This is a genomic window from Angustibacter speluncae, from assembly GCF_054777815.1.
The window spans coordinates 22,028-42,997 of sequence record NZ_BAAHAF010000052.1 but is presented as its reverse complement, the minus strand read 5'-3'; the positions used below and the strand labels follow the sequence as shown (position 1 = coordinate 42,997).

Annotated in this window: 20 protein-coding genes; 11 read left to right on the top strand and 9 right to left on the bottom strand. The window is 73.5% G+C overall.

The window, feature by feature from the left end; translation table 11 throughout:
• The first annotated feature begins 33 nt into the window (after nt 1–33).
• On the top strand, nt 34–1,596 hold the full coding sequence (locus ACYVKY_RS05615; RefSeq protein ID WP_460433988.1) for an alanine/glycine:cation symporter family protein: 1,563 nt from the start codon (nt 34–36) through the stop codon (nt 1,594–1,596).
• Nucleotides 1,597–1,848: 252 nt separating this feature from the next.
• On the opposite strand, the gene ACYVKY_RS05610 is transcribed toward ACYVKY_RS05615, so the two are convergent.
• The 6 genes from ACYVKY_RS05610 to ACYVKY_RS05585 form a co-directional block, all read right to left on the bottom strand.
• Entirely contained in the window at nt 1,849–2,556 is a 708-nt protein-coding gene (locus tag ACYVKY_RS05610) for a GAF and ANTAR domain-containing protein (RefSeq protein WP_460433987.1), read from the bottom strand.
• An 839-nt stretch (nt 2,557–3,395) separates the two neighbouring features.
• Nucleotides 3,396–3,755 carry a hypothetical protein gene (locus ACYVKY_RS05605; RefSeq protein ID WP_460433986.1) on the bottom strand — a complete coding sequence of 120 codons (360 nt, stop codon included), beginning with the start codon at nt 3,753–3,755 and terminating at the stop codon, nt 3,396–3,398.
• Nucleotides 3,752–5,329 carry a High-affinity nickel-transporter gene (locus ACYVKY_RS05600; protein WP_460433985.1) on the bottom strand — a complete coding sequence of 526 codons (1,578 nt, stop codon included), beginning with the start codon at nt 5,327–5,329 and terminating at the stop codon, nt 3,752–3,754. The genes ACYVKY_RS05605 and ACYVKY_RS05600 overlap by 4 nt, the downstream gene beginning before the upstream one ends.
• Complete coding sequence (locus ACYVKY_RS05595; RefSeq protein WP_460433984.1) at nt 5,326–6,651, bottom strand: tetratricopeptide repeat protein; 1,326 nt, start codon at nt 6,649–6,651, stop codon at nt 5,326–5,328. Before ACYVKY_RS05595 ends, ACYVKY_RS05600 begins: the two co-directional genes overlap by 4 nt.
• Before the next feature lie 35 nt (nt 6,652–6,686).
• Nucleotides 6,687–7,472, bottom strand: a complete 786-nt coding sequence (locus tag ACYVKY_RS05590; RefSeq protein ID WP_460433983.1) for a class F sortase — start codon at nt 7,470–7,472, stop codon at nt 6,687–6,689.
• On the bottom strand, nt 7,469–9,160 hold the full coding sequence (locus tag ACYVKY_RS05585; protein WP_460433982.1) for a DUF4331 domain-containing protein: 1,692 nt from the start codon (nt 9,158–9,160) through the stop codon (nt 7,469–7,471). The genes ACYVKY_RS05590 and ACYVKY_RS05585 overlap by 4 nt, the downstream gene beginning before the upstream one ends.
• Nucleotides 9,161–9,451: 291 nt before the next feature.
• Between ACYVKY_RS05585 and ACYVKY_RS05580 the strand changes: the two genes are divergently transcribed.
• The 3 genes from ACYVKY_RS05580 to ACYVKY_RS05570 all read left to right on the top strand — a co-directional run bounded on the left by ACYVKY_RS05580 (nt 9,452) and on the right by ACYVKY_RS05570 (nt 11,205).
• The gene (locus ACYVKY_RS05580; RefSeq protein ID WP_460433981.1) at nt 9,452–9,733 is read left to right on the top strand and encodes a WhiB family transcriptional regulator; all 282 of its coding nucleotides are present in this window, start codon (nt 9,452–9,454) and stop codon (nt 9,731–9,733) included.
• Between the two features lie 339 nt (nt 9,734–10,072).
• Nucleotides 10,073–10,309, top strand: a complete 237-nt coding sequence (locus ACYVKY_RS05575; protein WP_460434007.1) for an alanine:cation symporter family protein — start codon at nt 10,073–10,075, stop codon at nt 10,307–10,309.
• A 113-nt stretch (nt 10,310–10,422) separates the two neighbouring features.
• Complete coding sequence (locus tag ACYVKY_RS05570) at nt 10,423–11,205, top strand: DUF4118 domain-containing protein (protein ID WP_460433980.1); 783 nt, start codon at nt 10,423–10,425, stop codon at nt 11,203–11,205.
• Nucleotides 11,206–11,227: 22 nt separating this feature from the next.
• On the opposite strand, the gene nhaA is transcribed toward ACYVKY_RS05570, so the two are convergent.
• Nucleotides 11,228–12,592, bottom strand: a complete 1,365-nt coding sequence (gene nhaA, locus ACYVKY_RS05565) for a Na+/H+ antiporter NhaA (RefSeq protein ID WP_460433979.1) — start codon at nt 12,590–12,592, stop codon at nt 11,228–11,230.
• A gap of 242 nt (nt 12,593–12,834) precedes the next feature.
• Here nhaA and ACYVKY_RS05560 point away from each other — a divergent pair, with 242 nt between their 5' ends.
• From ACYVKY_RS05560 to ACYVKY_RS05535, 6 genes are all read left to right on the top strand, one after another.
• Nucleotides 12,835–13,311 carry a DUF6069 family protein gene (locus ACYVKY_RS05560; RefSeq protein WP_460434006.1) on the top strand — a complete coding sequence of 159 codons (477 nt, stop codon included), beginning with the start codon at nt 12,835–12,837 and terminating at the stop codon, nt 13,309–13,311.
• Between the two features lie 453 nt (nt 13,312–13,764).
• A complete protein-coding gene (locus ACYVKY_RS05555) occupies nt 13,765–14,052 on the top strand; it encodes a hypothetical protein (RefSeq protein ID WP_460433978.1) in 288 nt (95 codons plus the stop codon).
• A 443-nt stretch (nt 14,053–14,495) separates the two neighbouring features.
• Nucleotides 14,496–14,747 (top strand): hypothetical protein, encoded by a 252-nt coding sequence (locus ACYVKY_RS05550; RefSeq protein WP_460433977.1) that lies wholly within the window; start codon nt 14,496–14,498, stop codon nt 14,745–14,747.
• Nucleotides 14,744–15,292 carry a GAF and ANTAR domain-containing protein gene (locus ACYVKY_RS05545; RefSeq protein WP_460433976.1) on the top strand — a complete coding sequence of 183 codons (549 nt, stop codon included), beginning with the start codon at nt 14,744–14,746 and terminating at the stop codon, nt 15,290–15,292. The genes ACYVKY_RS05550 and ACYVKY_RS05545 overlap by 4 nt, the downstream gene beginning before the upstream one ends.
• An 89-nt stretch (nt 15,293–15,381) precedes the next feature.
• Nucleotides 15,382–16,827: a DUF2254 domain-containing protein gene (locus tag ACYVKY_RS05540; RefSeq protein ID WP_460433975.1), complete on the top strand. Its 1,446-nt coding sequence runs from the start codon at nt 15,382–15,384 to the stop codon at nt 16,825–16,827.
• A 307-nt stretch (nt 16,828–17,134) separates the two neighbouring features.
• On the top strand, nt 17,135–17,284 hold the full coding sequence (locus tag ACYVKY_RS05535) for a hypothetical protein (protein WP_460433974.1): 150 nt from the start codon (nt 17,135–17,137) through the stop codon (nt 17,282–17,284).
• 40 nt (nt 17,285–17,324) lie between these two features.
• Here the strand turns inward: ACYVKY_RS05535 and ACYVKY_RS05530 are convergent, their stop codons facing one another.
• Complete coding sequence (locus tag ACYVKY_RS05530; protein ID WP_460433973.1) at nt 17,325–18,494, bottom strand: spore photoproduct lyase family protein; 1,170 nt, start codon at nt 18,492–18,494, stop codon at nt 17,325–17,327.
• Nucleotides 18,386–19,855: a YcaO-like family protein gene (locus tag ACYVKY_RS05525; protein WP_460433972.1), complete on the bottom strand. Its 1,470-nt coding sequence runs from the start codon at nt 19,853–19,855 to the stop codon at nt 18,386–18,388. Before ACYVKY_RS05525 ends, ACYVKY_RS05530 begins: the two co-directional genes overlap by 109 nt.
• 74 nt (nt 19,856–19,929) lie before the next feature.
• On the opposite strand from ACYVKY_RS05525, the gene ACYVKY_RS05520 reads away from it, so the two are divergent.
• Entirely contained in the window at nt 19,930–20,943 is a 1,014-nt protein-coding gene (locus tag ACYVKY_RS05520) for a polysaccharide deacetylase family protein (protein ID WP_460433971.1), read from the top strand.
• Nucleotides 20,944–20,970 lie beyond the last annotated feature (27 nt).

Below are 20,970 nucleotides of genomic sequence, written 5' to 3'. Positions count from 1 at the left end.
CGTGGGCGTCGTGTTCCGTTTGCGTAGTTCGACATGACCTCGAGCAGCACGATCCTGGCCTCGTCGACCGGTGCCGAGTCGGGGTGGTTGCAGGGCGTCGAAGAGGGCATGGACCGCGCGTTCGCCCCGATCTCCGACATCGCGAACACGGTCGTCTTCTTCCCGGTCTCCCTCTTCGGGGTCGAGGTCCCGGTCGTCGTGATCTGGCTGATCCTGGCCGCGGTGGTCATCACCGTGTACCTGAAGGTGATCCAGGCCCGCGGCCTGAAGACGTCGCTCGAGGTCGTCCGCGGGAGGTACTCGACCGACGACGACCCGGGCGAGGTGCCGCACTTCCAGGCGCTGACGTCGGCGCTGTCGGGCACCGTCGGCCTCGGCAACATCGCCGGCGTCGGTGTCGCGGTGACGCTCGGCGGTCCCGGCGCCACGTTCTGGATGATCCTGGCCGGCCTGCTCGGCATGGCGACGAAGTTCGCCGAGTGCACGCTCGGCGTGAAGTACCGCGAGGTGCACGAGGACGGCACGGTGTCCGGCGGTCCGTTCCGGTACCTGCCGATCGCCTTCGCGAAGCTGGGACGCATCCCGTCGGCGGCGCTGACCGGTCTGTACGCCGTCGCGATCCTGCTGTTCGGTGTGGCCGGCGGCAACATGTTCCAGGCCAACCAGACCTTCGCCCAGGCCAAGCAGGTCACCGGCGGCGACGACGGAGTCCTCGGCAGCGACGGCGCCGCCCTGTTCTTCGGGCTCGTCCTGGCCGGCCTGATCGCCCTGGTCATCCTCGGCGGCATGCGCTCCATCGGGCGCGTCACCAGCCGCCTCGTGCCGGCCATGGCCGTCGTCTACGTCGTCGCGTGCCTGGCCGTCATCGCGTTCAACCTCACCTCCGTCCCTGAGGCGTTCGGCGCCATCATCAGCGGCGCCTTCTCCCCCGAGGGCGTCGGCGGCGGCGTCGTCGGCGTGATGATCATCGGCTTCCAGCGCGCCGCCTTCTCGAACGAGGCCGGCCTGGGCTCGGCGGCGATCGCGCACTCCACGGTGAAGACGCGCCGCCCGGTCAGCGAGGGCTTCGTCGCGCTGTTCGAGCCGCTCGTCGACACCGTGCTGATCTGCACCATGACGGCGCTGACCATCATCATCGCCAACCCCGCGAGCTACCTCGACGCCCGCGCCGAGGTCGCCGACACCGGCGGCACCACCGCCGACGGCGTCGTCCTCACCTCCGACGCGTTCGCGACCGTCATCCCGTGGTTCCCGGTGGTCCTGGCCGTCGCGGTCGCGCTGTTCGCCTTCTCCACGCTCATCACCTGGAGCTACTACGGCCTGCGGGCGTGGACGCACCTGTTCGGGCGGTCGCGGCTGTCGGAGACGCTGTACAAGGTCGTGTTCTGCCTGTTCACCGTCACCGGCACCGTCCTGACCTTCGGCGAGGTGCTCAGCTTCGCCGACGCCATGCTGTTCGTCTGCGCGTTCGTGAACCTGCTCGGGGTGTACTTCCTGCTGCCGGTGATCCGCACCGAGATGCGGGACTACCTGCGGGACAGGCGCTCCGGCGCCCTGGAGGAGCTCGGTCACGAGGTCGGCACCTCCGGATCATGACGGCGACCTTGCCGCTCGAGGTCGCCGACGATCTCGAGGCTGTGGCAGGCAGCGAGACCCGCACCCGGTACGGGACGAGCTCCCGCGATCGCACTCGAACCAGCAACCGTCCGACCGACAGCCAGCACGCCAACCGTCCGGTTGGTGCCGCACAGGCACCCGGTCGAGGGGCGTCCTCGCCCTGGCTGGATCCGCGGCCCAGGGCCGCGGGTCATCGCGTCTCGCCCAGGGCGCACGAGAGGCCGGCGGAGGTCATCCGGCCGGCAGGTCGCCGGTGAGCTCGACGTCGGCGGCGATGTCGCGCAGCTTGCGGTTGGCGTTGCGGCTGGCCTGCACCAGCAGCTGGAAGGCCTCGTCCTTGCGGACATGGCGACCGGCCATCAGGATGCCGATGGCCGTGCCGATCTGACGGCTGGAGTCCAGCGCCGACGTCAGCTGGTCCACCTTCGTCTGCTGCAGCTCCACCAGCGCCGCCGCCCCCACGAACGGCGTCACCAGGGCGGCGGCCGCGACGTCCGTCGGCGAGAACGCGTGCGGCGCGTCGGCGTAGAAGTTCAACGAGGCGAAGCTGTCCGGTACAGGCAGCTCGATGCGGGTCGCGAGCATGCTGCGCACCCCGAGCCGCTGCGCCACGGCCGGCCCGAAGCGCTGGTACCGCTCCGCATCGAGGGTGTCGTCGACCTGCACCAACCGCTCCCGGACGGCCGCGTCCAGGCAAGGACCCTCCCCGACCTGCCCCTGGAGCTCGTCGACCCGGTCGGCCAGCTCGGACGACCCGGCGAGGGTCCGCGGGCGGCTGCGGCTGCGCAGCAGCGTGATCCCGCAGCCGAAGGCGTGCGGCACCGCCTCGGTGGCGTGCTTGACGAGCAACGACAGGTCGGGGCGCCCGTCGGCGCCGGCGAGGGCGGCGGCGAGCTCGGAGTAGCTCTCGACGACCTGCCGCAACTGATCCCTGTCCATACCTGCACTCCGAGAGGACGAGAACCGGGCCCGCGGCACTTCTGGACGGGCTCCCGGAATGCTAGTCCAGGCCGCGTGGCGCAGGAACGACCCTGAGTACCGGACCGCGGGTGTCGACTCACACCGGCGGGTTCGGCGGGATCCGGCTGCCGGCAAGAGCGGCGCGTGCTGCAGCGGCGGTGCCAGCGACCTCCCCCGCCACAGCCACGGGCCGGGTGCCCGCGGGACGCGCACAGCAAAGCGCTCTGCTGGACCCCACTGTGCTCGCCGTCTTCTACCTACCCCGCGTGGCAGCGACCATGAGCGCCGCCTCCCCACCCTTTGCAGCCGCGGCGTGAGCGACACCGGGGGCGAAACGCCGCCGCCTCCCCCGCAAGCGCCGGTGAGGCGGACCGGCGCCAACTCCTCCCCACTGCGGACCGCGGGCCGGTCTCCAGGTCGAGGCATGGCACGCCACCACGACGTCCTCAGACCGAGCAGGCACCCGCGGGTCATCACGCAGGCTGCGTCAGGTTGACCCACTCGCTTCGCTTGCCTCCGCGCTCCGGCGTGGCTCCGGGATGGTCTCGACCGACCTCGAGAAGCATCCGACGCGAAATCGGACGTGCACAGAACCTGAGCGATCGGTCTGTCAGCCGGACCCGGACGTCAGGCGCGGAGGTCGTCACCGGAGCAGGTTGGGACGGAACGGCGCGGTTGGTGCAGCTCGCGCTCGCATCCGAAGTCGCCGTGAGGCGGCTGTCCCCGCGTGGGACGCGCCGACCCGGTTCGCGTCGTCACCGGGCCGCGCCCAGCGACGTGACCCCACCTGACGGGCGACCTGTCAGCTGCCCGACGGCTCAGGTCGTCGTCGGTGCCGGCTCGGACGTGGGCACCGGTGCGGGCTCGTCGTCGAGCAGGCGGTCGACCAGGTTCGCCCAGGCGAGGTCGTCCTCCGTCGCCTCTCGACCGTCACAGAACGGCTTGTCGCCGTTGGCCTTCCAGTACTTCAGCAGACCCAGCACCTTGGCGGTGTCGGCGTCCGCGCCGCCCGCGTAGTCCGTCCCGGGCGGCCCGGTCTGGTGCTCCTGGCAGGTCACCGGGCCGTCGCCGGTGGGCGTCACCAGCGTGGCGTCGGGCGTCGACCCACCGGCCGTGCACCCGGCCACGAGGAGCGCGAGCAGCGACGCCATCGCGGGCAGCGCCCGCCAGACGGTCACGGGCCCACCAGCCCGCGCAGCACCAGGCCGAGACCCACGACGACGACGAGCACGGCCGTCGCCACGGGGAGCCAGCCGACGGCGCGTGCCGCTCCGTGCGCGTCGCGCCCGGCATCGAGGTAGCGGTCCAGGCGGCCGCGTGCACGCACGAGAAGCAGTCCGACCGCCGTCAACGTGCCTGCCATGCCCAGGCCGTACGCGATCACCAGCAGCACCCCGAAGACGGTCCGCCCCAGCGCGATGGCACCGAGCAGCACGACCAGTGCCGACGGGCTCGGCACCAGGCCGCCGGCGATGCCGAGACCGATGAGCCCGGCCCGTCCGCTCCGCTCGTCCCGACCGTGCCCGTGCCCGTGGCCGTGCCCGTGCCCGTGGCCGTGCCCGTGCCCGTGGCCGTGCCCGTGGCCGTGCCCGTGCCCGTTGCCGTGACCGGTGTCGACGGGTGCGGGCGCGGCGACGCCGCCGGCGGCGACCAGGGCGTCGGCCGGGACAGGGGCGGCGTGCGTGTGGGTGCGGGCCGCGGCGCGGTCGCGCACCGCCCCGCGCAGCAGCCCGAGCCCGACACCTGCGACGAGCACACCGCTGATCACGCCCAGCCAGCGCAGCACGCCCTCCCCGGCCAGGGTGCTCACGAGCGTCAGCGCCAGGCCGAGGACGAGGACCCCGGCGGTGTGCGTGGCGGTCACGGTCGCGCCGACCACCAGTGCGTCGCGCGGGCGTCCGCGGCGCCCGGCGAGGTAGGCGGCCATCACCGTCTTGCCGTGGCCGGGGAGCACGGCGTGGCCCGCCCCCAGCAGCACCGCGACGAGCACGGCCAGCAGACCGACCCACACCGTGGGCTCGGACCCGACGAGGTCGCCGAGCCGGCGGTCCCCCGCCGCCAGCGCCCGGCTGAGCGGATCGGAGCCCGGCGGCAGCAAGGGCGTGACGCCCTCGGCCGACGACCCGGTGCCGGGCGCCACCGACACCTCGGCCGTCCGGACGTCGAGGGGCGAGGACAGCAGGTCGTCCGGGTAGGCCCGCAGCTCGTCGCTGACCGACGTCGCCGCGACGGTGGAACTCGTCAGCCGCAGGCCCTCACCACGGACGACGACCTCGCGCCAGCCGATCCGATCAGGTCGGAAGGAGTCCTCGAAACCGACTGCTGCTGTTCCGGTCAGGGCGACCTCGGCCGCACTCGCGCACGTCGTCCGCAGGGTCGGCAGCCCGGCCTCGCCGGGCACCACCTCGATGGTGCTCGATCCTCCCACCAGCGTGGCCGTCACGTCGTCGACGGTCAGCCGGAGCGCTGACACGACCTCGGCGCAGTCACGGCCGGCGGCCTCCCCGAGCTCCTGCTCCGACAGCTCTCCGTCACCGTCGACGTCGATCCGTGGTCGCTGCTGCGCGGACGGGATCTCGGCGGCATCGACCACCGAGGTGACGCGCACGCCGTCCGGGCTCAGCACGACCGTGTCGTGGTGGCTGACGGTGAAGTTGCCCAGCGGGTGGGCCGACGCCGACCCTGCCGGCACAGCGAGCAGCGCCGCCAGGGCGACACCGCCGGCCGCGAGGATCGTGAGCCGGCGCCTCATCCGGCGGCCAGACCGTCGAGGGCGGCGCGGGCCAGGGGCGCGTGCAGGGCGGAGAAGGCGGGGTTCGTGTCGAGCGCCGCTTCCAGCGAGAGGCGCCCTGCACCGGTGTCCCCGACGGCGAGCTGGATCATGCCGCGGTGGTACGCCCAGGTGGCGTTGCGCGTCCCTGCCGCCTCCACCTCCTGCACGAGCGCCAGTGCCTCGGCGTCACGTCCGTTGGCGTGCAGCGCCCAGGCCATGGCGTCCAGCACCTGCGGGCTGCGTCGGGAGCCGTACTGCGCCTGCGCCGTCGCCAGGGCCTCGGCCGGCCGGCCGTGATCGGCCTGGTAGAGCACCATCTCGACGTCCTGCACCGACCCGGACGCCTGGAACAGCGCCGCCGCGGCGTCGGCGACGGCGTACTGCTCGGCCGCCTCGTCGCTGCGTCCGAGGCTGTCGAGCAGCTCGCCGTACTCGACCAGGTAGCTCGGCTGCGGCAGCCGCTCGACGACGTCGGCGTAGGCCAGGACGGCGGCGTCGGTGCGTCCCTGCGAGGCAGCCGAGCGCGCCTGGGAGGCGAGCAGCGCCACCTGGCCGGGGTCGCGTCGCAGGCCGTCGGCGTAGTGCTCGTCGGCCGCGGCGTAGTCCCCCTGCGACCAGGCCAGGTCACCGAGCTGGAGCAGGACGTACGAGGCGTCCCCCGCGTTCGACGAGACGTCGAGGGCGCGCTCGAGCGAGTAGCGCGCGTTCTCGACGTCACCCCGCAGCTCGTAGGTGTAGGCGACGCGCGTGAAGGACGGGACGCCCGGCCGCAGCCGCAGCATCGCGTCCAGGGTGTCGAGCGCGCTCTCCAGGTCGCCGAGCTCGAGCTGGGCGTCGGCCAGCACGCCGCGCGCGGTGGAGTCGTAGGCGTCGACCTCCACCGCGGCCGTGGCCAGGTCGCGCCCGAGCGCAAAGTCGTGGCGTGCGTTGGCGAGCGCCGCCTGACCCGCGAGCGCGTCCGCGTTGGCCTCCGGCCGCAGCTCCAGCGACCGGGCCAGCGCCTCGTCGGCTTTGCCGTAGTAGGTCGGGTCCGCGGTCCGCCGCGCCTGGGCGACGTAGGCGAAACCGAGTGCGGACCAGGCCGAATCGTCCTGCGGGAGCCGTTCGAGGCGTTGCTGGAGCGCGTCGATGGAGGTGCTGAGGTCCGCCCCGGAGTCGAGCACATCGGTGCCGGGAACGGGGGGCGTACCCGCCGAGGTGGCCGCGCCGTCGCCACCGGTGCGGGTGAGCAGCACCCCGGAACCCAGGAGCAGCACGGGGGCGAGCAGCACGGCGGCGACGATCGACGCCTTGCGGTTCATCGTGGGCTCCTCGGGGGACCGGTCGGACGACGGGCTCAGGCCGGCGTGACGCCGACGAGCTCGGCGAACACGACGACGTTGTCGTCGTAGTGGCCGGACCTGGTGTCGAACGTACCGCCGCACGTCACCAGGTGCAGGAAGCTCGGACCCTCGAAGGTGTACATCCGCTCGTTCGGGAAGTCGTCCTTCGGGAACTGCTCCTTGCTGCGGACGACGAAGGTCGCGACCGAGCCGTCCTCACGACGGACGTCGACCTCCGCCCCGACCGCCAGGTCGGGCAGCTCGGCGAAGACGGCCGGCTTGCCGTCGCCGTTCACGTGACCCGCGATCACCGCGCCGCCCGCCTCGCCGGGCGCGGGCCCGGTCTGCCACCAGCCGATGTCCATCCACTCGCTCGGGACCTCGAGCTTGCGGTCGGGGGTGACCCCGAGCGGGATCATGCCCTGGTCGATCGACAGGTCGGGGATCGCGATGGCCACCGGCGCCGGTGCGTCCACCTCGGGCGTGACCGGACCCGTCGGGACGACCGACGGCAGCGGGGCGGAGGCGCGGGCCGTCGGCGCGGGCGGCGCGGTCACGGGTTCGCCTCCGAAGAGCAGACCGCCGACGACGACGCCGAGCACGAGCGCTGCCACCACACCCGCCGCCACCTGCACGCGGACGTCACGGACCACCCGCAGGAGCGTCTGCCGGGGCCCGGCCACAGGACGGGAGTGCGCCGGGCCGGCGCGCTCGTCCCCGGCCGCGAGCAGGTCGTCGAGCCCTCCGGACGCGCCGGAGGGCCGGCGGACGTCGTCCGCCGACCCACCGGGCTCCGTCACAGGTGCTGGCCCAGCGACCGCTTCCTGCGCAGCGCGTAGGTGGCGACCCCGCCCACGGCGACCAGGACGATCGCGCCGGAGGCCACGAGCGCGCTCCTGCCGGACGCCGGACGGGCGTCACCGGTGTCGATGCCACCGGTGGGCATGATCGCGCCGCCTCCGCCCCCGCCGCCGCCTGCTCCGCCGCCACCGGCGGTCGCCGTGACCGTCTCGGTGACCGTCGTGGTCGCTCCGGGCGCCACGGCCCCGACCGACGAGCCGGAGTTCGGCAGGGCGAGGTACGGGAACGAGTCGCCGAAGGCGACCTGGTTCTCGTCCACGCCGTCGCCGGCCGCCAGCGGCTCGACGATCGAGACCCCCGTCGGGGCGCCGTCGGCGTCCACCGACACCGCGCCCGCGACCGCCTGGAGGGCGATGTCGACGACGTCGTCGGTCAGGCGGCGTCCGTTGGGGAAGCCCTGGTTGTCCCCGGCGAGCACCCCGAGGCGGTTCGGCTCGGCGGTGGGCGCGATCGAGGTGTTGAGCCGCAGCTGCTCGGACGGGGTCACGTCCGCGGGCTGGTTGAGCCCGTTCAGGCCGGTGAGGAAGATCGTCGCGAGGTCGTTGCGCGGGGTCTGCGGGATGTCCAACCCGTAGATGGCGTTCAGCAGGTACGGCACCTCCGGGTTGAGCACCTTGTTCACCGCGGCGTCGACCGAGGCGTCGTCCTCGGGGGCGAGGGCGTTGAAGGCGTCCTTGAGGTTCGCCGGGATGACGACCTCGTTGACCAGCGGGTTGCCGAGCCGCGAGACCTGCACGAACGGGCCGCTGGCCGCGCTGGTGCCGTCGGCGGCGCGGGTGGTGATGCTGGCGCGGTCGGTCGTGGACCAGACACCGATGACCGGGTCGCCGTCGGCGAGGCCGAGGCTCTCGATCGGCACCTGCAGCGCGATCGAGCTCACGTTGTACCGCGCGAGGGTGTCGTTGCCGGACTCGCTCAGGTCACCGCCGTACAGCAGGTCGAAGACGCGCAGGTCGAGGAAGAACGGGTCCTCCGCCTGGCCGACGAACGAGGTGATGCCGTCGCCGACGTCGACCACGGCCTCGTCGCGCAGGGCCTGGTAGTCGGGCATCGAGGCGTCGCCCACGTGCGACGGCGCGACCGGTGCGTCCGCGATCAGCTCGGTCTCCGTGCCGGCAGCGTCGATCACCGTCAACGTGTACGTCTGCTTGAACAGCAGCGTCGCGTCGTCGAAGGAGGTGACCTGGCCGTTGTTGTAGATGAACGAGCCGTCGGCGTCGGGGTCGCCCTGCGGCTGACCGGGCAGCGGGTAGTCGACGTCGCCACGCGTGTCGATGCTCGTGAACTCCCACCGGTAGGTGAGGTCCGGGACGGCGTCGCCGTCGGTGTCGACCTTGATGTTGTAGCGGGCCTCGTCCCCCTCGGCCCACGGGAAGAAGTTCGGGCCACCGGACGGCTCCTGGAACGGGATCCAGTTGGCGATCAACGTCACGGTGTCGGGCGCGTCAGGACTCACGAACGCGTACGTGTCCGTGTTGTCGACCAGCGGGTCACCCGCGACGAGCGGGGCCTCGCGGTGGCTCGACGCCGTGCTGCTCGACGGGGCCAGCGCCGCCACCGCGGCAGCGGCGAGGGCCAGGCCCCCCGTCGCTGCCAGACCGCGCCGGGTCCCCCTGTTCACCATCATGCCCACGAGCCCATCCCTTCGGGCAGGACGACGCCTGCCGCTCACTGGTCCCGGGGGCGCGCGCACCAGCGCTGCGACGTCACGGGTCGGATGGCCGAACCAGACCAGCGGCATCGCGACCCGACAATCCAGTTCGAGGAAGTCACGACGAATTAGCCCGAACGAGTGAACGACAGGTGCTTCCGTTGCGACCTCGTCGCATCTGAAACGCCCAGGACGCGAGGCGATCTCCCGGTCGAGGGTCTCCGAACCCCGTGCGGACAACACGTCATCCGAACGGACGAGGAGTCGATGGGTGTGGCGCGAGCCAGCTTCGTCTCGTGGGAGTGGCAGGAGCGCGCAGCCTGCCGCCACCACGACGAGACCCTGTTCGTCGGACCGGACAGGGAGCAGACCTCGACCCGACGACGTCGTGAACGACGCGCGGTCCAGGTCTGCTGGGACTGCCCCGTGCTGGCCGCGTGCCGGCGGCACGCCCTCGACGAGCGTGAACCGCACGGGGTCTGGGGCGGCCTGACCGAGGAGCAGCGCGCCACGATGCTGCGGCACGGGGAGCCGCCGGAGGCGAACTGACCGGCCCACCGACCGGCGTCCCGCGCGTCGCGCCTGCGGGGACGCGCCGGCGGCAGGCGTGGTCAGGCGGGCCACGCCCGCACCGGTCGTGAGGCACGCTCGGTGACCCAGGCGCTCGGGGACCCGGGCGCTCGGGGACCCGGACGCCCGGCGACCCCAGCCCGATCACGACGGTTGCCGATCAACCGCGGCGAAGGAGCTCGCAGTCGGCCGGACCCGGCGAGGCGGTGAGCGTGTCGACGTCGATGGCCGCGAGCAGGACGCCGACCGCCAGGGGGTGGTCCGGCAGGCCGCGGCGTCGTCCTCACCTCCGACACGTTCGCGACCGGGCGGTCGCGGCTGTCGGAGACGCTGTACGAGGTCGTGTTCTGCCTGTTCACCGTCACCGGCACCGTCCTGACCTTCGGCGAGGTGCTCAGCTTCGCCGACACCATGCTGTTCGTCTGCGCGTTCGTGAACCTGCTCGGGGTGTACTTCCTGCTGCCGGTGATCCGCACCGAGATGCGGGACTACCTGCGCGACAGGCGCTCCGGCGCCCTGAAGGAGCTCGGCGACGAGGTCGGCTCGACGAGCTGAGCGCCCCGGTGACTCACCCGCCCGGACGACAGTCGCCGTCGACGGCGTCAGGATCGCGTCAAGAACCGCGCGGTCTCGTTGACCTCGGCCGGTCGCCCGATGTCTTTGGGACCGTGAGGAACTCCCGCCTGACGACGCCGGTGCTGCTCGCGCTCGCCGTGCTGGTGCCCGCTGCCGTCGCCGCCGGGCTGGCCCAGGTCCGGTCCGTGGTCGAGGGGCCGGCGGCGGCACTGGTCCTGGTGCTGGTCGTCGTGGCGGCGGCCTCGACGGGCAGCCGCTGGGCCGGCCTGGTGTCCGCGGTGTCCGCGGCCGCGTCGTTCAACTGGTTCCTGACGGTGCCGTACGCCAGTCTCGTCATCGCCGACCGCGACGACGTCGAGGTCGCGGTGCTGCTGGCCCTGGTCGGACTGGCCGTCACCGAGATCGCCCTGTGGGGCCGGCGCCAGCAGGACCGCGCCAGCCGCACCGCAGGCCTGGTCGAGGGCGTGGCGACCGCGATGGGCGGCGTCGGCGACGACAACCCCGACCGCGTCCACGACATCGCCGCACGGCTGCAGACCGTCCTCGGCGTCGAGGCCGTCGGTTACGACCCCGGACCCGTGCGGACGGACGAGCCGGTACTGGGGGCGGACGGGGTCGTGCGCATCGGACCGGTCCCGCTCGACGTCGTCCGGGACGGCCTGCCCACCGACGCGCACGTCCAGGTGCCGGTCGACGCGCACGACCGAGGCGGCCGGTTCCTGGTCGCCGGCGTCGGCGTCGGTCGGGCGCGCCGCCCGTGCCGCCCGTCACTGTCCGAGCTGCACCTGGCGGCCGTCCTCGCCCGCGGCCTCGGCGCCGCGATGGAGCATCCCGCGGTCGACGTCGACGAGACGGCACGCACCCCGAACCGCTGAGATCCGCTGCGGAGCAGGCCGTTCAGCTCGTCTGCCGCTGGTACACGTCGGGGACGCCGTCGCCGTCGTCGTCGACCTGCTCGGCCTCCTCGATCCTGCGGTAGGCCCGGTTGCGGGCGGTGAGCAGCACCGACGCCACGGCACCGGCCAGCAGCGACCCGCACAGCACCCCGACCTTGACGGCCTCCTGCCGCTCGGTGTCGCCGACGAACGCGAGGTCGCCGATCAGCAGCGAGACGGTGAACCCGATGCCGGCCAGGCTCGCTACACCGAGCACATCGACCCAGCGCAGGTCCGGGTCGAGGCTCGCGCGGGTGAACCGCGCGGTCAGCCACGCGGCGCCGGCGATGCCGACCGTCTTGCCCACCACCATGCCCGCGACGACACCGAGCGCGACCCGGTCGGTGACGGCGTCGAGGAAACCGGACAGCCCACCGACGGTGACGCCGGCGGCGAAGAACGCGAACACCGGCACCGCGATCCCCGCCGACAGCGGGCGGATGCGGTGCTCCAGGTGCTCGGCCAGACCCGGCCCTTCCACCTCCTCCACCGGCTTGGACTCGAACGCCGTCGCGTCGTCGCCGGTGTCGTGCGGGACCTCCCGCGCGGCGACGCGAACGCTGTCTGCGCGCAGCACCGGCACGGTGAACGCCAGCAGCACGCCGGCGATCGTGGCGTGCACCCCGGACTCGTGCACGAGGACCCAGGTCAGCACCGCGAGCGGGATCAGGAGCCACCAGGACCGGACGCGTCGCTGCACCAGCACCCCGAACAGCCCGAGCGGGACGAGCGCGAGCAGCAGCGGCAGCACCTGCAGGTCGGCGGTGAAGAAGATCGCGATGATCGTGACGGCGAACAGGTCGTCGACGACCGCGAGGGTCAGCAGGAACGTGCGCAGCGCCAGCGGCAGGTGGCTGCTGATGACCGCCAGCACCGCCAGGGCGAACGCGATGTCGGTGGCCGTCGGCACGGCCCAGCCGCGCACCGCGTCGGTCCCCGCGTTCACGGCCACGAACACCACCGCCGGAACGACCATCCCGCCGATCGCCGCCGCGACCGGCAACGCCGCGCGGCGTGGGTCGCGCAGGTCTCCGGCGACGAACTCGCGCTTGAGCTCGAGCCCCACGACGAAGAAGAAGATCGCAAGCAGGCCGTCGGCGGCCCAGGCGCCCAGCGACAGGTCGAGGTGCAGCGCGGCCGGACCGACGCGCAGGTCGCGCAGGTCGGCGTAGGTGGTGGACAGCGGCGAGTTCGCGGCGGCCAGCGCGAGAGCGGCGGCGACCAGCAGCAGCGCCCCGCCGACCGTCTCGCGGCGCAGGAGGGTGGCGATGCGGCGTGCCTCGGGCCAGGAGCCTCGAGCGAGCAGCGGGGTGCGGGCGGCGTTCACGTCTGCGGGACCTCGTCAGTCGGCGGGAGCGGTGCAGGGCCTAGCGATCGCCGACCAGACTTCCCGGCACACCACCGCCAGCGTACCGGTTCGGAGCCGTGGTCCCGATCTGGCGGCAGGTGTGACGACCACCCGTCACGCACGTGACGACCTGGTGACGTCCGGTACCGACCGGTTGCTCCCGGACCTCGCGACGTGGTCCGGTGGAATACCGCCCACGATGTCGAGAGGACCAGGTCGTGATGCCCCGCCAGCGACGAGTCACGCACGAGCCGAACGGTTCGCAGCTGCTGGTGCCTCCGCAGGTCACGGCCGGTCGACCGGACGTCATGCCGCCGGTCGCGCGCGCGGGGTTGTGGTTCCTGTGGACGTCGGTCGGCTGCTGCCTGCTGCTGCTCTACGTCGCAGCCGTCGCGGGCGCCGAGCTGCGGGTCGTCGCGCCGGACGGGGACACCGTGCCGGTCACTTTCGGCTCGGTCGTGATCACGCTGCTGGTCGCCGACCTGACCGGGGTCACGGCCCTGGCCGTGCTGGGGCGACGCAGCCGCCGTGCGTGGACGACCGTCGCGGTGGCCGGTCTCGCCGTCGGACTCGCGTCGGCGGCAGTGCCGCTGGCTGCCGAGGCGGGTGCGCTCACGACGGTCGTCCTGGTGGCCATGCACGTCACCGCCGCACTGCTCTGGTTCGCGGTCCTGGTGTCGCTGCTGCCCCGACGGTGACCAGCCCGTGCCGGACGCGGCGACGGGGGGTGCGGTCGGACGGAATCGGTGGAGGTGAGGGGAACCGTCCACGGTCGGAAGACGAGCCGGATCGCGGCGGGCGTCAACGGCGACGTCCGTCGCGGTCCCACCGCGGTCTACCTCATGCCCAGGCGGGCCAACGCCTTCTGTCCGTCGGGTGTTCGCCGTCCTCGCCCTCCTCCTCGCACGGCCCGCTGCGATCGGCCTCGCCCCGGTGCGCAGCCCCTCCCGGCCGGCCAGCGCGCCGCCGCAGCCTGGTTCGGGCCGAAGGGGCTTCGCCGCGCGATCGTCACGCAGCCGCAACGCGGACGCAGGCGGACGTCAACGCGGACACGGCAGGCTGGGGCGACCGGCCCGCAGTCCTGAGGAGGTCCCGTGTCCGTGGCCACGCCCACCCGTCGCCGACCCACGTCACCGCCGGACGCCCTGCACGTGGTGGTGGCAGACAGGGCCGACCTGCACGGGCACCTCAGCCTGCAGGTGCAGGTCCGACGCGCGATCGCCTCGGGCGCGGCGATGGTGGTGGTCGAGGTGCATCGGGGCGTGGCGTTGTCGCCCGCCGACGTCGCCACGATGCTGTGGGCGAATCGGCGCTGCACCCAGCGCCACGGGCAGCTGGTCGTGGTCACCGAGCCCGGCAGCGATCTCGGCCTCCTGGGATCGACCTCTCTCGGCGATGCGGTGACGATCACCCGCGGCACTGCCCTCAGCACGTGGTGAACCGCACCGGATCGCGACGGGGCAGGTCGGGTCGCGGTGGACCACGATCATGCGGCCGATCGGGTACCCGCGCAGCGAGCCCCGACCGACAGCACGGCGCTCACCCCGGCGACTGGGCTGGACCGTGAACAGGTTCGCGCTTCCTGTGCCCTGCCCCGGGTCGGTCTGTGCATGCACGATCTGGGCGGCGGGCGTGGACGGGGATCTCGCTCGGGCGTGCGGTCAGGATCCGCACACCCCGAGTGAGGCAGCGACGAGAGCCGCCGGGAAGCCGCCACCGGCCGGGGGTCGGCTGACCCGCCCGGCGCCGGCCTCACCCCCGAGGACGGGTGCGCCTCGCGCATCGCACAACCAGCTCGGCGATGCCGGTCGCGTGGTCGCCTTCGTCGAATCCGATCGCCTCACACCGCGACAGCCGTGCGTCCGCCCGGCAGGATCAGCGGGTGCAGAACCGCGACACCGCTGGGGACCACCCACGCGACTGGGTCGGCGAGCTGCTCGGTGACGTCCGGCACGTCGACGAGCAGGCCGTCCGGCAGCGCGTGGTCGACCTGGCGCCGGAGGCGGTGCCCGAGTGCCACCACGCCGGCATCACGCACCGCTCGGGGCGCCGGTACCGGACGCTCGCTGCCTCGGACGACGTCGTCAGCCAGGCGAACCACTGCCAGTACGAGCTCGAGGAGGGCCCTGCGTGAGCGCCACGTGGGAGGACCACGCCGTCCGCGTCTCCGACGTCCTGACGGACGCGCGCTTCCCGAGATGGGGCCCGACGGTGGCCCGGATCGGCATCGGGTCCACCACGAGCGTGCCGCTGTCGAAGGTGCGCCAGGGCAAGGTCGCCACGGCGCTGAGCGTGTTCGCCCCGGCACCCGGCGCCTTCGACGACGACCAGGTCGCGGCCCGGCTGCGGTCGTACGCGGTGCAGGCGGTCACCGCGTTGCGCGTCGCAGGCCAGCTCGCCGGACTGCGCAGCGCCATGGACAGCCGACACCGGATCGGCCTGGCGCAGGGGATCCTGATGGCTCGCCACGCCTGGACCACCGACGAGGCGTTCGATCTGCTGACCGCGGCCGCCCGCAGCAACAACGCACGATTCACGGACGTCGTCGACGCGGTCGTCGAGCAGGGCGAGCTGCCGACGGAGTACCGACCGCGACGGGCGGCCACGTCGGAACGCACGCGGCCGCGGTCGTCGGCGCCCCGCCGGAGCGCCGCGGCAGGCGACCCGTGGACCACCTGATGCCTCCGTTGCGATCGCGGCGCGCGCGTCCGGCGCCCTCGCAGCGCTGCGCGACGTGACGCCGGGCCGGCCGTCGTGCCGGTGAGACCGTGACGTCCGGGTCGCCGCGTGCCAGGGCGGTGCTGACCGCGGCCAGGACCTCGCTGTGGCCGGTTCCCGTGATCTGCATCGGGCTGGCCCTCGCCCTCGGCATCCTCGTGCCGAGGATCGACGCCGCAGTCGACGACAGCCTGCCCACCTGGGTCTCGAACCTGCTCTTCAGCGGAGGACCCGGGGCCGCCCGAACCCTCCTTGACGCGATCAGCAGCTCGCTCATCACCGTCACCTCGCTCACGTTCTCCCTGACGGTCGTCACGTTGCAGCTGGCGAGCAGCCAGTTCTCGCCGCGCCTGCTGCGCACGTTCACGCGCGACCGGTTCGTGCACCTGACCCTGGGCGTCTTCCTGGGCACCTTCACCTACGCGCTCACGGTGCAGCGGACCGTGCGGTCCGCCGACGAGGGCGGCAGCGCCTTCGTGCCCGAGCTGTCGGTGACGCTGGCTTTCGTCCTCACCCTGTGCAGCGTGCTGTCGCTGGTGTTCTTCCTCGCGCACCTCGCCGGGGAGATCCGGGTGGAGTCGATGCTGCGGGCCGTCCACGCGGACGCGAGCGCCACGGCCCGTGCCGTCCTGGGCTCTGCAGATACCGGCGGCGCAGCACCGCCGGCGACCGCCGTCGGATGGGCAGCGACCCTCGTCCCGCCCCCGTCGGCGGTGCCGCTGCTCGCGCACCGTTCGGGCTTCCTGGTCCGCATCGCCGAGGACGACCTCCTGGACGCGGTCGTCGAGGCCGACGCGCACCTGGTGGTCGACGTGCTGCCCGGTGCGGCCGTCGTGGCGGAGACGCCGATCGGCTGGATCTGGGGCCATGGGGGAACGGATGTCGGCGACGCCGGTGGGTCCACCCCGGGACCTGACGCCGTGCGCCAGGTCGAGCGAGCTTCCCGCGCGGCCGTCGTGATCGGCGCGGAGCGCACGGAGGCGCAGGACGTCGCCTTCGGACTCCGGCAGCTGACCGACGTCGCCATCAAGGCCCTGTCGCCGGGGATCAACGACCCGACGACCGCCGTGCACGCCCTCGGCCACTCCAGCGCGCTGCTGTGCGAGCTCTTGGATCACGACCTGGGACCACGCGTCCTGTGGTCCGGCGGTCGCGCTGCCGGGGACACAGCACCTGGTGCTCCGCCCCGACCGCGCACGGCGCTCGCCCGTCCGTCGTTCGCGGACCTGCTCGACCTGGCGGTCACGCAGCCACGGCGGTACGGGGCGAGCGACCCACACGTCGTCGCCGCACTGCTCGACCTGCTCCGCGCGGTGTCGTGGCACGTCCGCACCGAGCAGCATGCCGATCACGACGCCGCGCGGGCCGTCCTCGAGCAGGCCGACCGCACGGCCGCCACCCTCGAGAAGGCCGCCGCCGACGGGGACCACGACCCCGTCGAGACGACCGGCTTGCGTCAGCGCCTCATCGAGGTCCGCGCCGTGCTCGACGAGTAGGCCCGTCGCGACAGCGCTGCTGACGGGCGCACGACCGCCCCTGCAGACGCACCTCCACGTGGAGTCCGTGGCAGGTCCCCGTCCCGAGCGGCTGCGTCGTGGCCGCGGTCGTGCTGGGCGAGGAGAACGCGCACCCCTCCCGCGCCGCGGCCCGCCCCGTTCCCGCGCAGTCGTCCGCGGTACGCGTTCGGGGCGACCTCGTCGCTCAAGGACACCCCGGTCGGAGCCGATCCAGCACCGGGGTTCACGCCGATGACCTCGCTCAGCGCAGCGCGGGCTGCGACGACCGCGGGTGACAGGGAAGGCCATGATCCGACGGGCCAGCATCGGGCTCGCGATCTACCCGGACGACGCGGCGACCTTCTCCGACCTCCTCCACCACGCCGACAGGCGCATGTACGCCCACAAGCGACGCCTCGTCCCGCACCCGCGATCGCGCACCAACCGGATGGTCTGAGGGCACCGACGGGCCGCGAGGTCGCGCCGCGCGCCTCTGCTCAGAACGCGTAGCGCACGGTGAGCCACGGCGTCCGCTCGGCCACCAGGTCGAGGAGGCGCTGCAGCCACACCGCCTTCCACCGTGCGCGGTAGCGGACGTTCACCATGCCGTTGTGCGACCGCTTGTCCTCCTGCAGGTCCGGCCGCCACAGCACCTCCTCGGCGCGCGGGTGCCAGCCCAGGTTCACGGCGTGCAGCGCCTGGTTGTGCGTCAGCATGATGACCTCGGCCGCCGCCTGCCGCTTCGAGGCGTCCGAGAGCTCGTCGTCGAGCCGGGTCAGCAGCTGGTCCCACTCCTCCAGCCAGCCCTCGTGCACGATCACCGGGGAGAGGTTCAGGTGCACCTCGTACCCGGCCTCGACGAAGTCGTCGACCGCCGCCAGCCGGTCGGCGACCGGGTCGGTGCGCACGTCGACCAGCTTCGCCAGCCGCTCCGGCATGAGCGAGAACCGGATCCGCGTGCGTCCCCGCGGGTCGTAGCCGAGCAGCTCGCGGTTCACGTGCTTGGTGGCGAACGACGCCTTGGCCGTGGGCATCCGGGCGAACGACGCCACCAGGTCGCGCACGTTGTCCGAGACGAGCGCGTCGACGGAGGCGTCGCTGTTCTCGCCGATGTCGTACACCCAGCTGAGCGGGTCGCACTGGTCGGCGACGGATTTCACACCCTGGCGGGCGACGTGCCGCTCGAGGTACCCCACCACCTGCTCGATGTTCGCGTACACCGTGATCGGGTTCGCGTACCCCTTGTGCCGTGGCACGTAGCAGTAGGCGCACGCCATCGCGCAGCCGTTGGCCGTCGAGGGTGCGATCCAGTTGGCCGACCGGTCGTTCCGTCTGGCCGTCAGCGTCTTGCGCACGCCCAGCGCGAGCACCTCGGTCTTGGTGCGCACCCAGCGGTCGACCGACCCCTCGTCATCGTGCACGCCCGTCACCCGCAGCGCCGAGTCGACCTCGACCACGTCGGCCGACGGCCACCGCCCCACCACCTGCTGCCCGCGGGGGAGCGCCAGCGCCGCCGGCTCGGCGTAGATCGTGCGGACGTCGAGCAGCCTGCGCGCGGTCACGTCCGGTCCGCGGCGTCCAGCGCCGCGACCACGTGCCGTGACGGCTCGCGGTACAGGGGGTAGAGCGGTCCGACCAGGCGGTCTGCGCCGGCGCGGTCGAACCACGCCGGGCCGCCGAGGCGCTCCTCGGCGTCCGGGGTCAGGTGCACCCGCGCCCACCCGCCGGGGTCGTCGCCGACGCGCACCAGGTCGAGGTCGGTGCCCAGCAGCCGCCGCACCCCGCGCTCGCCGATGCGGCCGTACGACATCGTCTCGACCTCCATCCCGGGCACGACGACCTTGACGGCGACCGCCGGTCCGCGCGAGGGCCGCTCGTGCACCAGGACGTCGAGCCCCTGCGCCGCCAGGTGGCCGACCAGCCCGTCGGCAGTCACCTCGGCGGTGCTGCGCGGCAGCGACGACAGCGGCACCCGCCGCCGCTCCACCATGACCCGTTCCTGCACGAGCGCGGCCATCTCGTCGCCGCCCAGCCGGGCCCAGGCGCGCATCGCCTCCAGGGCACGGGGCTCCTCCCCCGACGCGAGCCGCTCCACCGGGTGCGTCGCCGCCCACCCGTCCAGGTACCCCGCCGGCGTCGCCGCCCGGACGAGGTCGAGCGGGCCGTGCATGAAGGCCTTGCGAGAGCGGGCCGCCACGAACTCGAACAGCGCCTTGCGCACCGCGACGGCCGGGTCGGGGTGCGCCGCCTCGCCGCACGCTGTGGCCATGACCGGCACGGGTTCGGCCCCGTCGCGGCGGTGACCCACCACGAACACGCTCACGACGCCGAGGTCGTCGCCGGCGAGCTTCACCTGCACGTCGAAACCGTTGTCGCGCAACGAGGCCAGTAGCGCGTCGCTGTCGGGGTCGAGCGGCAGGTCGAGGTCGACCACCGTTCCGGGGTCGAGGGCCCGGTACGACACGGCGTTGCCGTCGCGCTGCACCAGCTCGAGCAGCGCGTGCACGGTCGCCCGTGGAACGTCGAACGCCGCCCCCTGGCCGTTCGTGATGATCGTGGTCAGCCACCCGCCCGGCGGCGGGCCACCCGGCAGGTCCTGCGCCGACGACGCCACGAGCTCGGACGGCACGAGCACCTGCTCGCCGGTGGTCCACCGTCGCGTCGGGTGCCAGTGCAGCACCCGGTCGTCGTCGTAGGCGCTGCCGGCCTCGAGGCACAGCGTCCGGGGGTCCTGCACGCCCTGCGGACCGCGGGCGCCGAGCAGCTCGCGGTAGGAACCGACGACGGGCTCGGTCGGGCGCATCGCCAGCCCCGACAGCGCCAGCTCGGCCATCTCGCCGAGCGCGCCCACCGCGGCCTCCTCGTCGGTGGCGCCGAAGCCCAGCCCGCTGCCGCCGGGGTGCTCCTCGAACGCCGGCAGCACCGCGCTGCGCAGGTGCACCGGGACGACGTCGAGCCCGTCGACCCGCAGCTCGTCGACCGGCGGGAAGCTGGCGCGGTACGCGGCGGCCGCCTCGGCGAGGTCCATCCCGCGACGCTAGCCGGGCCGCACCGGCGTCGCCCGTCGTGCGGGACCCGTTGACGGCGTGCAGACTCCGGCACGTGGCCCCCACCGCTGACCAGGACACCCATGACCGCCGCGAGGCGGCCCTCGCACGGCTGCGCGAGGCCGAGACGCACCCCGACGGCCTGGCCGGCGTCCCGATGGTGCTCGCGCTCGTCGACGAACGCGGGGGGTCGCCGCGACCGGTGCGCATCGACGACGCGCAGTCGCTGCGCGACGGTGCGCGCACGGCCGAGGAGATGGACCGCCTCCACGACCTGCTCGCCCCCAGCCGCGAGCTGCTCGACGCCCGCACCACCCACGTGCTGCAGGCCGAGGCCTCGCTCGCCACGTTCGCGCCCGGTGGCGCGGACGAGACCCACCCGGCACCTCGGGGCACCCGCGCCGTCGACGTGCAGCGCACCGCGCTGCGGGCCGGCTCGATGCTGCGGGTGCTGAACTTCCACCTCACGCCGGACGTCTCGCGCGACCGGTTGCGGGCCGACCTGTCCACCCTCGCCGAGCGGTTCGACACCACCGACCTCGCCGGCCTCGACGCCTTCTTCGAGAGCGGCCGCTGGCCCACCAGGCGCCCGCCGGTCCTACCCGTGTTCTACGAGGGCTACGCCGCCTCGGCCTCGGTCGCCGCGCAGGTGTGCGACGAGCTCGGCCTGACGGGCTGGTTCGCGGTCTGCACCGGGTTCGTGGAGAGCCCGGTCGACGAGCAGGAGCTCTACGCCCGGGCGCACTGGATCGACCTGCACCCGTCCGAGCTCGACGGCCGGCGGCTCGCGCTCACCTACGACGAGCTCGGTGAGCTGGCCCGGCGGCACGTCGTCTTCCCGCACACCGCCTCGCACGCGGGCATCGCCGACGTCACCACCGACGACGACGTGCGCGCCGAGCTGGCGGAGCCGCTCGCGCGCGTGCGGGAGGCGACCGGCACCGACGCGGCCCTGCACGCGTGGTTCCTCGGGACGGCGTACGGCGCGAGCGCCCGCCACGACGAGGCACTGCGGGCGGCCGGGTACCGCTACGTCGTGTCGAACACCATGGTGCAGCGCATCGCCTGAGCGGCAGGCCGTCTCGAGCGACCCAGG

Bases quoted from the DNA above. Each gene is read 5' to 3' on its own strand.
- ACYVKY_RS05615 (WP_460433988.1), top strand. From the start codon at position 34: ATGACCTCGAGCAGCACGATCCTGGCCTCGTCGACCGGTGCCGAGTCG.
- ACYVKY_RS05610 (WP_460433987.1), bottom strand. From the start codon at position 2,556: ATGGACAGGGATCAGTTGCGGCAGGTCGTCGAGAGCTACTCCGAGCTC.
- ACYVKY_RS05600 (WP_460433985.1), bottom strand. From the start codon at position 5,329: ATGAGGCGCCGGCTCACGATCCTCGCGGCCGGCGGTGTCGCCCTGGCG.
- ACYVKY_RS05595 (WP_460433984.1), bottom strand. From the start codon at position 6,651: ATGAACCGCAAGGCGTCGATCGTCGCCGCCGTGCTGCTCGCCCCCGTG.
- ACYVKY_RS05585 (WP_460433982.1), bottom strand. From the start codon at position 9,160: ATGATGGTGAACAGGGGGACCCGGCGCGGTCTGGCAGCGACGGGGGGC.
- ACYVKY_RS05580 (WP_460433981.1), top strand. From the start codon at position 9,452: ATGGGTGTGGCGCGAGCCAGCTTCGTCTCGTGGGAGTGGCAGGAGCGC.
- ACYVKY_RS05560 (WP_460434006.1), top strand. From the start codon at position 12,835: ATGCCCCGCCAGCGACGAGTCACGCACGAGCCGAACGGTTCGCAGCTG.
- ACYVKY_RS05535 (WP_460433974.1), top strand. From the start codon at position 17,135: ATGATCCGACGGGCCAGCATCGGGCTCGCGATCTACCCGGACGACGCG.
- ACYVKY_RS05525 (WP_460433972.1), bottom strand. From the start codon at position 19,855: ATGGACCTCGCCGAGGCGGCCGCCGCGTACCGCGCCAGCTTCCCGCCG.